The organism is Myxococcus xanthus, from assembly GCF_006402735.1.
Lineage (GTDB): Bacteria > Myxococcota > Myxococcia > Myxococcales > Myxococcaceae > Myxococcus > Myxococcus xanthus_A.
Genome location: NZ_CP017174.1, coordinates 6526840 through 6540272 on the forward strand (window position 1 = coordinate 6526840; position 13433 = coordinate 6540272).

Below are 13433 nucleotides of genomic sequence, written 5' to 3' on the forward strand. Positions count from 1 at the left end.
ATTGCCTCACGCGGACCAGATGGCTTCCACGCGGGAGCGCACCCTGCGCCGCGCCTCCGCGAACCCGGGCTGCGCGCGCAGGGGCGTCAGCGCCGGGCAGCGGTCCATCCACTCCAGGTCGATGAGCGCCAGGTCCGCCGCCTGCTGGAGATAACGCAGCGCCTCGGCGGGCGCGCCCCGGATGCACATCAGCTCCGCAGCGAGCTGACACACCATCGACGCGAAGCGCGAGTTCACCTGCTGCCGGGTGAGCATTCCGTCCAGGGTGGCCATCGCGGCCTCCACCGACACCTCGCCCAGCGCCGCCGAGCAGTAGGTGGCCACGTAGGAGGCCATGTGACTCGGGTCTTCGTTCAACGCGTCCCTGCACTGGCGGACGTCGTCCATGTCGCCCTTCCAAGCCGCGACCCGCATGCGGAGGATGAGGACCGCCATGCCCAGCAGGGGCTGACTGTTCAGACGCCCCATGCACCACTGGTAGGTCGCATCGTCGCCACGCAGAGCACTGCAACGCGCCACCTCGACCAGGCAGATGGCCATGCCCGGCTCCAGTGCATAGGCCAGCTTCAAGCGCGGCAGGCCTTCGTCCGCGCGCCCCGCCTCACATTGGAGGTTGCCGAGGAGTTGGAGCGCGGGCGCGAACGTGGGGGCCGTGTCGAGCGCCATGCGCAAGGCCACCACCGCGTCCCGCCACCGGCCTTCGCGGGTGGCCAGGATGGCCTGGGCCAGCTTCGTCTCCACGAGCTCCGGCGCCACCTGCCGGGCCCGTTCCAGGCTCGTCCGCGCCAGGGCATCCCAGTCGACCTCGTCCGCCAGGGTGCGGATGAAGCCCGCCCGAAGCGTCGCCACCGCATGCTGCGCCGCCGCATGCGGGAAGCCAGGCGCCGAGTCGCGAAGTTGTTCGAGCGGCGTGATGACCTCGTCCTTCAACTCCCGCGTCATCGAGTGCGCGAGCATCCGGGAGAGCACCTGCCGGTAGAGGGCCAGCGCCTCCGCTGGCACCGTGGTGCGGTAGGCCAGGATGGTCAGCTCGCCGCGCAGGGCTTCCGCCAGCCGCTGTCCCAGCCGGTCCTGGAGCTGGAATGGGTCGTCATCCGCATCGTCGAAACGGCCGCTCCACAGCTGCGTGCCCGACGCGCCCTCCACCACCCGGAGCGTCACGCGCACCGTCTTGCCCGCGGCCTGGAGCGTCCCATCCACCAGCAACTCCACGCCCAGCTCGCGCGCCGCGACGCGAGGGTCCCGCTCCTGCCGGAAACGCTCCGTGGCCCCGCTGCTCTGAACCCGGAGGCCCCGCGTCCTCGACAGCACGTCGATGAGCGCCTCCGTCACGCCGTCGCCCAGGAACGCCTGGTCCGGAGCACCCAGGAAGCGCAGCGGCAACACCGCCAGCGATTGCTCATCCGGACGCAACGGCGTCCGAGAGACCAGCGCGCCCGAGGACATCGAGTCATGGCCGAAGCCGCTGGGCTGCGGCGTGGACGCGCCATGGGTAGCAGCCGAGCGCACCGAAACCTGGGAAGCGCCGCTGGACCTCGGCGTGGACGTGCCGTGAGTTCCCACCACGGAGGCCACGCTGTCGCGGCCCGCTGCGTGCCCACTCGCTCCGAGGTGCACGCCATGCGCATGTTCGGGCTCGATGGACTCACCGACAGAACCAAGCCACTGACTCAGTGCATCCGCCACACAGGCCGCGTCCTGCGGCCGGCCGGAGGGCTCACGTGACAAGCACGCGAGCACCAACTCCGCCAGCGCATCCGGCACCGCCGCCAGCAGGCGCGGATCGGGCGGCGACTGCCTCAGACGGGCCACGGCCACAGCCATGGGCGAATCACCGGCGAACGGAGGCGCTCCGGTGAGCAACTGGTAGAGCACCAGGCCCGTGGCGTAGAGGTCGGCGCGGGCATCCACCTCGCCACTCTCCAGTTGCTCGGGCGCCATGTACATGGGCGTGCCCACCAGTCCCTGCGTGCGCGAAGCCCCCTCGCCCGCCAATGCCCGGGCAATGCCGAAGTCGGTGAGCACCACGCGGCCACGGACATCCACCAGCACGTTGGCCGGCTTCAAGTCCCGGTGCACGACGCCCGCGGCATGCGCCGCCGCCAGGCCTTCACAGAGCGCCAGGACCAGCCGCGCCGCCCGCGCGGGAGGCACCGTGTGCTCGCGCTCCATCAACGTTTGAAGACTCTCTCCCTCCACGTACTCCATGGTCAGGTAGAGGCGGCCCGAGTGCTCGCCCAGGTCGAAGGTCCGCGCCACGTGACGGTGGGTGATGCGCCGGGCCAGACGGACCTCGCGGCGGAAGCGCTCCAGCCACTCCGGCGCGGGCGAAGCGCCCAACTCCAGCAACTTCAACGCCACCACGTCGCCCACCAGCGTGTCCCGCGCCCGGTACACCGCGCCCATTCCACCGCGCCCGGCCAACTCCTCGAGGACATAGCGCCCGGCGAACAGCGCGCCCTCCGTCACGTCGGTGATGGCGGGACGCGGGTGGGGCGATAGCAACGTCGCATCGGGCCCCTCGGGTGGCGCACTCCGGTTTTTCTCCTCGGACACAGCGCGGAATCTACCTTGCCGGGAGTCGGAGCGCCCGGCATTCAGGCTCGGCCCAGGATTCCTGGAATATCGAGACCGACCTCAACGGGACACCGGGGGCGTCTCCGGCGGCTTCGGCTTGAAGAGCGCGCACGCACGGACCGGCTGCGGCGGGTACTTCTGCGGCAGCAGCGGGCAGAGGATGAAGGTCGTGGTCCTCGACTGGACGTAGCGAGGTGGCGCGGCGCAGCGGTGGCAAAGGCTGTCGGGAAACGGCGGCGATTCGGGCGGGGGCGTCGTCATGGCCTTCGACCCTGGAGCATCGCACGAATCCCAAGAGCCATGTCCGCCCGGCTGCGAGAAGGTGATGGTGTCTCCCTCCCGCGTCATCGGAGAGCGGCCATGCAAGCGATGACATGGCCGCTCGCGAATACCGCTTCAGTCGCGCAGCTCGAGCCACACGGGAGCGTGGTCCGAGGGCTGCTTGCCCTTGCGCTCCTCGCGGTCCACGTCCACGACCGTCAGCCGCTCGGCCACGGGCGCTGTCACGTAGAGGTGGTCGATGCGCAGGCCCAGGTTCTTCGGGAAGCCGAGCATGCGGTAGTCCCACCAGGTGAACTTCTGCACGCCGGGGTGCAGCCTGCGGAAGGCATCCGAGAGCCCGAAGGCGCCCAGGTGCTGCAGGGCGTCCCGCTCCTTCAGCGTGAAGAGCGTCTGGCCCTCCCACAGCTTCGGGTCATAGGTGTCGATGTCCTCGGGCGCCACGTTCCAGTCCCCGCCCAGCACCAGGGGCTCGTCGGGCTTGTGCCGTGTGTCCAGGTAGCGCCGCAGCCGGCCGTACCACTCCAGCTTGTACTGGTACTGCGGCGAGTCCACCGACTGGCCATTGGGCGCGTATGCGCTCACCACGCGGATGCCGCCCACGGTCGCCGCGATGAGGCGCGCATGCGAGTCATCCACGCCGTCGGACAGACCCTTCACGACGTCCTTCGGCTCCTCCTTCGCGAGGATGGCGACGCCGTTGTACGTCTTCTGCCCGTGGACGGCGGCGTGGTAGCCCAACTCGCGCACGGCCTCCATGGGGAAGTCGTCGTCCACGCACTTGAGTTCCTGCAGGCAGAGGACATCCGGCTGGGCCTTCTTCAACCAGGCGAGCAGCCGTTCCTGACGGGCCCGCACCGAGTTCACGTTCCAGGTGGCGATCTTCATCGCGCGGACCGTCGCATGCCGCCCGCGCCCCCCGCCATGCTTTTCCCCGGCCCTGTGGCCACAGGGCCACACAGCCCCCTCCGTCCCTCTGGGAGCATGCGTGGCACGCCAGTCGCAATGACGCCGGGTGGGAGGCCGGCACACGGCGCCCCAGAGTCCCCGTCCCGGGAGCTCCGCCAGCAGTCGAGGTCGCCGCCATGCGCCGCAACCACACGAAGCCCACGTCCCACACCCGATTCCGCCTGCCGACCTCCGTGCGGCGCGCGCTGGTGCTGGCAAGCCTCGTGGTGCTCGGACTGACCCTGGCGTGGGCGGATGCGCCGCTGCCCCGGGCGCTGCGCGCGTGGCTGGCCACGGAGGAGCAGTCCACGTCCAACGCGGACGCCGCGGCACCGGATGCAGCCAGCCCTCGGGGTGACGCCGCCGCGTTCCCGCCGCCTTTCGAGCAGCGCGCGACGCGTGGAGACATCGGCATCGCGCACGTCGGCGCCGCGTCCGGAGCCGCGTCGGAAGGTTCGAACATCGCTCCGGACGCCGAGCTCGCGTTGCCACACAGGCATGGTCGGCGCGTGGACCACCTGAGCCGAGCCCACCTGTTGCGCGACTGGGACGACCTCGCTGGCGCGCTCACCGAGTGCCGCCGTGCGATTCATGACGCCCCCGACGACGTGGCCGCCTTGGCGCTGGCGGCGGAGCTCGCCGGGCTCACGGGCCGGACGGACCTGGCCGTGCGTGCCCATGGCCAGCTCGGCCGCCTGCTTCCCCTGGATGCCCGCCCCTTGGTGCGTCAGGCGCGGCTGCTGGTGTCCCTGGGCCGCCACGCTGAAGCAGTGTCCGTGGGCGAAGAGGCCGTGCTGCGCAATCCCGAGTACGTGGAGGCCTATCAGGTGCTCGGGCGCGCGCACCTGGCGCAGGGTGAGCTGGCGAAAGCGATGCTGCGCTTCGAGCAGGCCGTCCACCTCCACCCCGAGCACGGCTACGCCCTCAACAACCTGGGCCTCACCTACCTGCGTGCCGGAGAGGCCCAGAAGGCCGCGGACGTGCTCGTCCGGGCGGCGGAGCTGCTCCCGCACGTGGCTTATGTGCACAACAACCTGGGCGTGGCCTACGAGCGGCTCGGACAGGTGGAGGAGGCCCGGGCGGCCTATGCCGCCGCCATGCACCTGTCACCGCGCTACGTCCAGGCCCGCGTCAACGCGGACCGGATGCGCCGCACGGCCCACGCCGAAATGGCCGGCGCCCGGACGGAGCGTGGGCAGCAGCGACCCACCCAGGGTGAGGCGCCTGCTTCCCGGTAGCGCCTTCCTGCCTGGAAGCCCTGCGCCGGGCGGGCCTCCAGAGCGGTTCCCGTTCGGTGTCCCCCGGTCTAACCTGCGGACTTTCTTCCAGCGCAATGACCACGGCTCCCCAGATGCCCTCTTCGCCCGATTCCTCCACACCCACTCCCCCCGCGCCGCTTTCGCGACCGGGGTTCGGTGCCCGGCTGTGGCGCTGGACGAAGCGGCTGCTCATCACCGGCCTCGTGTGCCTGGTGCTCGTCGCCATCACCGTGGCGGGCGGCTACGCGTACTACAGCCAGGACCTGCCCTCCGTGGACGCGCTGCGCAACTACCAGCCGCCGCAGGTGACGAAGGTGACGTGCGGTGACGGCACGCTCTGCGCCGAGTTCGCGCACGAGCGGCGCACATTGATTCGCGTGGAGGACCTGCCGCCCCACGTCCGCAACGCCTTCCTGGCCGCCGAGGACGCGGACTTCTACAAGCACGAGGGCCTGGACTTCTTCGGCATCACCCGCGCGGCCATCAAGAACCTCATCCCCAACAGCCGCAAGTCCGGCGCGTCCACCATCACCCAGCAGGTGGTGAAGAACCTGCTGCTGTCCCCTGAGCGCAGCTTCTCCCGCAAGGCGCGCGAGTGGATTCTCACGCCACGCGTGGAGGAAGCGCTCACCAAGGACCAGATTCTCTCGCTCTACATCAACCAGTCCTACTACGGGCAGCGCCGCTACGGCATGGAGGAGGCGGCGCTCTTCTACTTCGGCAAGCACGCCAAGGACTTGAACGTGGGCGAGGCCGCCGTGCTCGCGGGCACGGTGCAGCTCCCGCACCGCATCAACCCGGTGACGAACATCACGCGGGCGAAGTCGCGTCAGCGCTACGTGCTGGGCCAGATGGCGCGCAACGGCTTCGTGTCCGCGGACGTGGGGGAGGCGGAGAAGGAGAAGCCCATCGTCCTGGCTCCCCGGCGGGGCAAGGTGGTGGGGCCGTATTACACGGAGGAGATTCGCCGCACGCTCATCGCGCGCTACGGCGAGCAGGCGGTGATGGAGGGCGGGCTGCGCGTGGACATCGCCATGGTGCCCAAGCTCCAGCTCGTGGCGGAGCAGTCGGTGCGCGACGGTCTGGAGGCGGTGGACCGGCGACAAGGCTACCGCGGCCCCCGTGGCTCGCTGGAGAAGGGCCAGTGGGAGCGCTACCGGGCCCTCATCGTCACGCGCATCGAGGAGGCGGGCCGCCGGCAGAAGGACCAGGGCTACGTCGCGGACCTGTCCTCGCTGGCGAAGGTGGAGAAGGAAGAGCCGAAGACGCCCGAGACCGCGGGATCGCCCCTGGACCCGCTGGAAGAGGAAGGCACCGAGGAGCAGCGGCCGGACCTGTCGCCCGAAGACGAGGCGCCCCTCTCCGCGGACCAACTCCTGGCGCAGTCGGTGCGCCTCAAGCCCATGGAGGAAGGCCTGCGCCTCACGGGCTACGTCATGCAGGTAGACGACAAGCGCAATGTGGCGCGCGTGGACCTGGTGGGCCGCACGGCCGAGGTGGCCTTCGCGGCCGTCTCCTGGGCACGGCAGAAGGGCAAGAGCGCGCCGAAGAAGATTTCCGACGTCTTCACGGAGGGACAGCTCGTCTTCGTGCGCGTGCTCAAGGCACCGCCCGCGCCAGCCTTCGTGGAAGCGACGCTGGATCAGGTTCCCGAGGTGCAGGGCGGGCTGGTGGTCATCCGTCCGGAGAACCGGCACGTGGTGGCGCTGGTGGGCGGCTACGACGCGGAGCGCTCGTCCTTCAACCGCGCCACGCAGGCGAAGCGGCAGCCTGGCTCGTCCTTCAAGCCGTTCCTCTACGCCGCCGCCATGGGCAGTGGCCGCTACACGCCGCTGTCCAAGGTCAATGACGCGCCCGAAGCCGTCCGCGACCCGTACACGGGCAAGACGTGGAAGCCGCAGAACTACGACCGCCAGTTCCATGGGCCGATGACGCTGCGCGAGGCGCTCACCAAGTCGAAGAACACGGTGTCCGTGCGCCTCATCGAGGCGCTCACCCCGGCCACCACCATCGACTTCGCGCGCCGGGCTGGCATCCACTCCCCGCTGCCGGAGAACCTCACGCTGGCCCTGGGCACCGGTGAAGTGACGATGCTGGAGGCCGCCAACGCCTACGCCACGCTCCAGGCCAGTGGCCGCTATGCGGAGCCCTTGATGCTGCTGCGCGTGCGCGACGCGCGCGGCAAGGTGCTGGAGGAGCATCAGCCGGCCTTCGAGGAGACGCTGCCGCCCGCGGTGGCCTACCTCACCACGTCGCTGATGCGCAGCGTGGTGGAGGACGGCTCGGGCCGGGCCGTGCTCGCGCTGGAGCGCCCCGCCGCTGGCAAGACGGGCACCACGCAGCAGTCCCGCGACACGTGGTTCTCCGGCTACACGGCGGACTGGGTGGCCAGCGCGTGGGTGGGCTTCGACAACAACGCGCCGCTGGGCGGCAGTGAGACGGGTGGCCGCGCCGCGCTGCCCATCTGGCTCCAGTTCATGCGCGTGGCCCACGAAGGGCTGCCCACGCGGGAGTTCGAGGTGCCCCCCGGTGTCGTGCAAGTGCGCATCGACCCCATCAGCGGACTGCTGGCGGGCAACTCCGTCCCGGGCCGGCTGGAGCCCTTTCTCGAAGGCACGCAGCCCACCGCGGAGGCGCCGCCGCCGGGGCAGGTGACCACCGACCAGTTCTTCCTCGACGAAGGCAACAGGCGGGGATTGTGAGCCCTGCCCGAGCCCTGCTGCTCGCCCCCGTGCTGGCCACACTCGCGGCGCGGGCGGCGCCTGCGTCCGACACCACCGCCGCCATTCCCCGGCTCGCCCGGCAGGTGACGGGGGCCGTGCGCGCGCAGCGCGGTGTGGAGTCGCCGGTGGCGGTGAATGTCACGGGCGGCTCGGCCGAGCTCCGCCGCGCGGTGAGCACGATGCTCGCCTCGCAGCTTTCCTCCGCGGACCTGTCGCCCGTGGTGCTGGATGCACCCACGGCCGATGCCGCCGAGACGCTGGCGCGCGCGCAAGGTGCACGGACGCTGGTGCGACTCTCGCTGAACGTCGAAGGCGGCGAACTGCGCGCCCGAGGTGATGTGATTGGCACCTGGGTGAACTTCTGGTCCGGCCGCACGCCCACGCGGCCGCCCAAGCCCGCCGCCACGCTGGTGGAGACGGTGCCCGCGGACCCGACCGTACTGGCGCTCGCGCTGGAGGGCGGAGGCACTTCGCCCACGTCGCCCCCGGAAACGGGCCCTCAAGGCATCCGGCTGCTGGGCGCGGCGCTGGCGCGGCTGGAGCATCCCCTGGCGGCGCTCGCCGCCGGGGACCTGGACGGAGATGGCCGCGATGAAGTGGTGGCCCTGACGGAGCATGACGTCTCCGTCTTCGACGCGGAGGGGCGGCTCGTCGCGCGCAAGGAGCTGGACTCCCTGCCCGCTGGAAGCGCCACCACCCGGGAGCCCTTTGGCGCGTTGGCGTTCCTGCCAGGGCCACCCCGGCTGGCCGCGTGGAGCACCCGCCATGCGCACGGCGAGCTGCTGGCGCTGGACAAGGCCCGCGCCACCCTGCGCGCCGTGGGGACGCTGGACACGGCGCCGCTGGGTGCCACCGAGCGAGGCACTTTCGTTCCGGGACAGACAGCCTTCGCGCCCACCCTGAAGCTGGCGGAGGGCCGCGCGCTGACGGTCCCCGCGCCCTTCACCACCGCGAGCATGGATGCCCAGCGGATGCTGTTCGTCCACCCGGATGGCACCGCGGCCTTCTACGCGCACGCGGGCGCGGCACCGGCGCGCTGGACGAACCTGGGCGCCGGCAGCGCGCTGGGAGACCTGGACGGGGACGGCGTGCCGGAGCTCATCACCACCTCGACTCAGCTCACCCCCACCCCCGATGTGCTGCGCGTGCACGGCACCTCCGGGGACGACCCCGGCACGCACGAACCGCTGTGGCAGGGCGCCCTGCCCACGGGCCGCGCGCTGTACGTGGTGACGGCCCGCCTGGACGGCGACAAGCGCCGCGAGGTCATCGTGGGCCTCTGGAAGCCGGACGGCACCAGCGAGCTGTTCCTCCTGCGCCAGGGGGCGCCATGAGACTCCGCTCCACCCTTGCTTGCCTCGCGTTGCTCGCGTCCGCGTCCGCGCAGGCGGCCGGCCGTCCTCGTTACGGGGGTGAGCTGCGCGTCGCCCATGGCGGCCCGCCGGAAGTGGCCGAGCCCGCGCTGGCCGACACGCCCCTGGAAGCCACGCTGCTGGGGCTGCTCTCCCCACCGGTGTGCCGTGCCACGCGGGACGGCGGCTTCGAGCCCGCGCTCGCGCGGGAGCTGTCACGCCCCACGCCCCAGTCCCTGCGCATCACCCTGCCCGGCCCCGCGTCCGCCACCGCGCTCGCGCGTGCATGGATGCGGCTGGCGAGCAACGACGGTGCATCACCGTACCGGGCCCTCTTCCATCCGCTGCGCGGTGAGGCGCGGCAGGTGACGCCCCAGGGCGCCACGCTGGAGCTGACGCTGGCCTACCCCTGGCCGGACCTCGAGCGCGCGTTGTGCCACCCGGCGCTGGCGCCGCCCGCCTCCGCCAACGCGCTTGGCCCCTTCACCGCAGCGGGACGCGGGGCCCTGGAAGCGCAGACGGCGTGGCCGCAGGGGCGCCCGTACCTGGACCGGCTGCTGCTCACCGCCACGGACCAGCGCGGCCTCTCTCGGCTGTGGTCGTCCCGGCAGGTCCAGGTGGAGCTGGGCGTCGCGTCGGAGACGGACACCACGGCCGGCGCGCCGCTCTACGCCACCTTCCTGGCGTTCTCCCCACGGCGGCTGCCCCCGGACTTCCGGCAGGCCGTGGAGAGCGCCATCGACCGCGAGGACCTGACCCGCCTCTTCGTCCAGGCGCCCGCGCAGCCCATGCCGCACCTGCTCCCGCCGGTGATGCTGGACGCGCCCGCGCGCCCCCGGCCGGCCGCGCCGCCGGCGAGCCCCGCGAGGACGGTGACGCTGCGCTACGATGCATCGGTGGAGGACCAGCGCGCGGTGGCGGAGCGCATCCAGGTGAAGCTGCACGAGCGCGGCTACACCGTGGCGTTGGAGGCGCTCCCACGCGCGGCCCTGCGCGCCCGCTGGGCCCAGGGTGACTTCGAGCTGATGCTGCACGCGCTGCTGCTGCCCCCCATCCCCGGTCCCGCGCTGGCGGTGGTGCTGGACGCGGGTGGGCGCAAGGACTTGCTGGGCGTGGAGTTGCCCGCCATCGGCGCGCTCCCGTCCTCCGCGGCGCGTGACGCGCGGGCACGCGAGCGGGCCCTGGCCCTGGCCGCGTCCGTGCCCCTGGTGCCCCTGTACGCGCAGGGGCTGGGAATGCGCTTCGCTCCGGACGTGGGCGGGGTGATGATGGACGCACAAGGCCTGCCCTCGCTGGACGGACTGCACGTGCTTCCAGCGGAGGGGACGGCGATGGGAGGACGTCCTTGAGGAGAACGGCATGCGCTTGAGGACGCGGCTGGCGCTCGCCTTCGCCCTGCTGGCCCTGGTTCCGCTCGCGGTCGTCGTGCCCCCCACCCTCACCCGCCTGCGCGACACGTTGTCGCGCGAGTTGGACGCGCGCATGGAGGCCGCCACCGCCTCCGCGCAGGAGTCACTGGAACGCTCCGGCGCCACGGCCCGCCGCGCGGTGGAGGAGCTGGTGGACAGCACCAGCATGGAGGACCTGGCCCGCGAGGCCCGCGACCGCCCCACCCGCGCCATCCAGGCCGGCACCGCCGAGGCCCTGATGAAGAGCCGCGGCCTGAGCGTGCTGGCCCTCTTCGACCGCGAAGGAAGAGTGCTCTCCTCCGGCCACCTGCCCGCGCGCCGGGGAGACCCGGACCCGGCCCTCTTCGCCGTCACCCGGCTGAAGTCACCCCGTCCCGTGCCAGTGCGCGTGGAGGTGCGCACGGCCTCCGGACTCCGTCAGCTCCCGGCGCTCGTCACCGCGCGCCCGGTGGACTTCGGGGACTTTCGGATGTGGGCCGTGGGCGGCGTGCTGCTCGATGAGAGCCTGGCGCAGCACCTGGCCCGCCTCACCCAGACGCAGGTGACACTGCTTGCGGGTGACACGCCCCTGGCCAGCGCGGGCACCGCCGAACCGCCGACGGTGACGAAGGCGCTGCCGCTGGGAGAAGCGGCCACGGTGCAGCTCGTCTTCAGCCGCGCGGCCGCGCGTGAAGCGGAACAGGGCGTCATGCGCGCCTTCCTCCTGCTGGCGGCGCTGGGCGGCACTTTCGCGGTGCTGCTGGGCCTGCTGGTGTCCCGGTGGATGACGCGGCCAGTGGAGGCCCTCACCGAGGGCGCCCGGCGCGTGGCCGAAGGCGCGCTGGAGTCCCAGGTGACGGTGGAGGCCAGCGGCGAGGTGGGCGAGCTCGTGCGGACGTTCAACCGCATGACATCCGAGCTGAAGGCCACCACCGAGCGGCTGATGGCCAGCGAGCGCATCGCCGCGTGGCAGGAAGTGGCGCGGCGACTGGCCCACGAAATCAAGAACCCGCTGACGCCCATCCGCATGTCGCTGGAGACGCTCCAGGCCGCGCAAGAAGCGAAGCACCCACGCTTCCCAGACATGTTCAAGGAGAGCGCGGGCGTGGTGCTGGAGGAAGTGGACCGGCTGCGCCGCATCGTCGACGAGTTCAGCCACTTCGCGCGGATGCCCAAGCCGCAGCTGGCGCCCGTGGACCTGGGCGAGCTGGCGCAGAGCGTGCTGGCGCTGTACGCCACGCCTCCGGCCGGCATCCAGATTCTGCCCACGCTCCAGACGGGCGTGGTGGCGCGGGCGGACCGCGACCAGCTCACCCAGGTGCTGGTGAACCTGGTGAAGAACGCCGAGGAGGCCATGGCGTCCACGGGCGGCACCCTGCGCGTGCGCGTACGCTCCACCGAAGCCGACGCCATCGTCGAGGTGGAGGACAGCGGCCCCGGCATTCCCCTGGAGCACCGCGCTCGCGTTTTCGAGCCCTACTTCACCACCAAGGACGGCGGCACCGGCCTGGGGCTGGCCATCGCCTCGCGCATCCTCCAGGAGCACGGCGGCAAGCTGGAGCTTGGCGGAGAGCCCGGCCACGGCGCGCGCTTCAGCCTCGTGCTGCCGCGCGCGGCCTGACTCAGACGCCGCGCTCCGCGAAGCGGACGTGGACCAGCGCGGGCAACCGCTCCTTCACCCAGGGCAGCACGTTGAGGCCGTTGTAACCGTACCGGAAGAAGCCCCGCGGGAAGGTGTAGGGCTTCAATTCCACCTGGCGGATTCGCGGCTCCCACCGCCGCAGCGTCGCCTCCAGCGCGTCGCGGTTGATGCCCCAGGGCATGGGTGGCACCTGGTACGCGCGGGTGCGGCGCAGCCCCTTGAGCGTGCGCCGCGAGAACCAGCGGGGAATCGAGTCGAAGAGGAGCTCGGCGCCCGGGAAGCGCTCGGCGATGTCCACGATGAGCCGACGGACATCGTCTTCCTCGAAGTACATGAAGAGGCCCTGGGCGACGATGAACACGCCCTTGCTGGCGTCCACGCGGTTCATCCATGCGTGGTCCAGGGCGCTCACCGGGAAGTGCATCAGCCGCTCGTTCGGCGTGAGGAAGCGCTCCCGGATGGCCACGGCTTCCGGAAGGTCCACGCTCAGCCAGCGCAGCTGCCCGTTGTCCAGCCGCTGCGCCTGCGTCTCCAGCCCTTCTCCCAGCGACACCACGAAGCCGTCAGGGTGCGTGGCCAGCCACGCGCGAATGCCCCGGTCCATCGCCACCGCGCGAATCGCGAGGGACGGCTCCGCACGGCCAAAGGACTTCTCGAAGTCGTAGTCGATGGCGCCGTAGATGCGCAGCGCCTCCGCGTCCTTCAGGACGCCGTCCGGCCGCTTCGCCTCCCCTGCCCGGCAGTGCAGCGTCCAGAGCATCGTCTCCGGAATCCCCGTGAGGTTCGGCACGTACCGCGTCTGCATCGTCGTCCTCCTGGCAGGTTGCCCCGGATCAATGACGCCTCCCCAGAAGGAAACCCGCCAGGCGCCTCAGTGCGCCGCCGACTTGGAGAAGGTGTTGATGACGATGACGCCCGCCAGGATGAGCCCGATGCCTACGAGCGCGGGGACGTCCAACCGCTGGCCATGAAGGAGCCACGCCACGCCGGAGACGAGGACGATGCCCGCCCCGGACCAGATGGCGTAGGCGATGCCCGTGGGAATGGTCCGCAGCGCGAAGGACAGACAGAAGAAGGCCACGCCGTAGCCCAGCACCACGAGGATGGACGGCCCCAGCCGCGTGAAGCCGTTGGAGCTCTTGAGCGCCGAGGTCGCCACCACCTCGGCCACGATGGCAATCCCCAGATAGACCGCGTTGTGCATGAGCCGCCTCCGCGGGCCTCTATAACCACCGGCTCCGAAGGCGGCCCGCGCGAACGTCCGA

General features: G+C 71.4%; 10 protein-coding genes. 5 read left to right on the forward strand and 5 right to left on the reverse strand.

The window, feature by feature from the left end:
• Positions 1–6: 6 nt before the first annotated feature.
• The 3 genes from BHS09_RS26540 to BHS09_RS26550 form a co-directional block, all read right to left on the reverse strand.
• Positions 7–2556, reverse strand: a complete 2550-nt coding sequence (locus BHS09_RS26540; protein WP_140799460.1) for a serine/threonine-protein kinase — start codon at positions 2554–2556, stop codon at positions 7–9.
• An 81-nt stretch (positions 2557–2637) separates the two neighbouring features.
• Positions 2638–2838 carry a hypothetical protein gene (locus BHS09_RS26545; RefSeq protein ID WP_140794303.1) on the reverse strand — a complete coding sequence of 67 codons (201 nt, stop codon included), beginning with the start codon at positions 2836–2838 and terminating at the stop codon, positions 2638–2640.
• A 135-nt stretch (positions 2839–2973) separates the two neighbouring features.
• Complete coding sequence (locus tag BHS09_RS26550; RefSeq protein WP_140794304.1) at positions 2974–3744, reverse strand: exodeoxyribonuclease III; 771 nt, start codon at positions 3742–3744, stop codon at positions 2974–2976.
• 197 nt (positions 3745–3941) lie between these two features.
• On the opposite strand from BHS09_RS26550, the gene BHS09_RS26555 reads away from it, so the two are divergent.
• From BHS09_RS26555 to BHS09_RS26580, 5 genes are all read left to right on the forward strand, one after another.
• Positions 3942–5042, forward strand: coding sequence for a tetratricopeptide repeat protein (locus BHS09_RS26555; protein WP_140799461.1), 1101 nt, complete (start codon positions 3942–3944; stop codon positions 5040–5042).
• Between the two features lie 95 nt (positions 5043–5137).
• Entirely contained in the window at positions 5138–7765 is a 2628-nt protein-coding gene (locus tag BHS09_RS26565; protein ID WP_237079839.1) for a penicillin-binding protein 1A, read from the forward strand.
• The gene (locus BHS09_RS26570) at positions 7762–9120 is read left to right on the forward strand and encodes an FG-GAP repeat domain-containing protein (protein WP_140799464.1); all 1359 of its coding nucleotides are present in this window, start codon (positions 7762–7764) and stop codon (positions 9118–9120) included. Before BHS09_RS26565 ends, BHS09_RS26570 begins: the two co-directional genes overlap by 4 nt.
• Positions 9117–10487 carry a periplasmic substrate-binding domain-containing protein gene (locus BHS09_RS26575; protein WP_140799465.1) on the forward strand — a complete coding sequence of 457 codons (1371 nt, stop codon included), beginning with the start codon at positions 9117–9119 and terminating at the stop codon, positions 10485–10487. Before BHS09_RS26570 ends, BHS09_RS26575 begins: the two co-directional genes overlap by 4 nt.
• A gap of 10 nt (positions 10488–10497) precedes the next feature.
• Positions 10498–12147, forward strand: a complete 1650-nt coding sequence (locus BHS09_RS26580; RefSeq protein ID WP_140799466.1) for an ATP-binding protein — start codon at positions 10498–10500, stop codon at positions 12145–12147.
• A gap of 1 nt (position 12148) precedes the next feature.
• Here the strand turns inward: BHS09_RS26580 and BHS09_RS26585 are convergent, their stop codons facing one another.
• Both BHS09_RS26585 and BHS09_RS26590 read right to left on the reverse strand, forming a co-directional pair.
• The gene (locus BHS09_RS26585) at positions 12149–12973 is read right to left on the reverse strand and encodes a class I SAM-dependent methyltransferase (protein ID WP_140799467.1); all 825 of its coding nucleotides are present in this window, start codon (positions 12971–12973) and stop codon (positions 12149–12151) included.
• Positions 12974–13039: 66 nt separating this feature from the next.
• Positions 13040–13372, reverse strand: a complete 333-nt coding sequence (locus tag BHS09_RS26590; protein WP_140794312.1) for an SMR family transporter — start codon at positions 13370–13372, stop codon at positions 13040–13042.
• Positions 13373–13433: the final 61 nt, after the last annotated feature.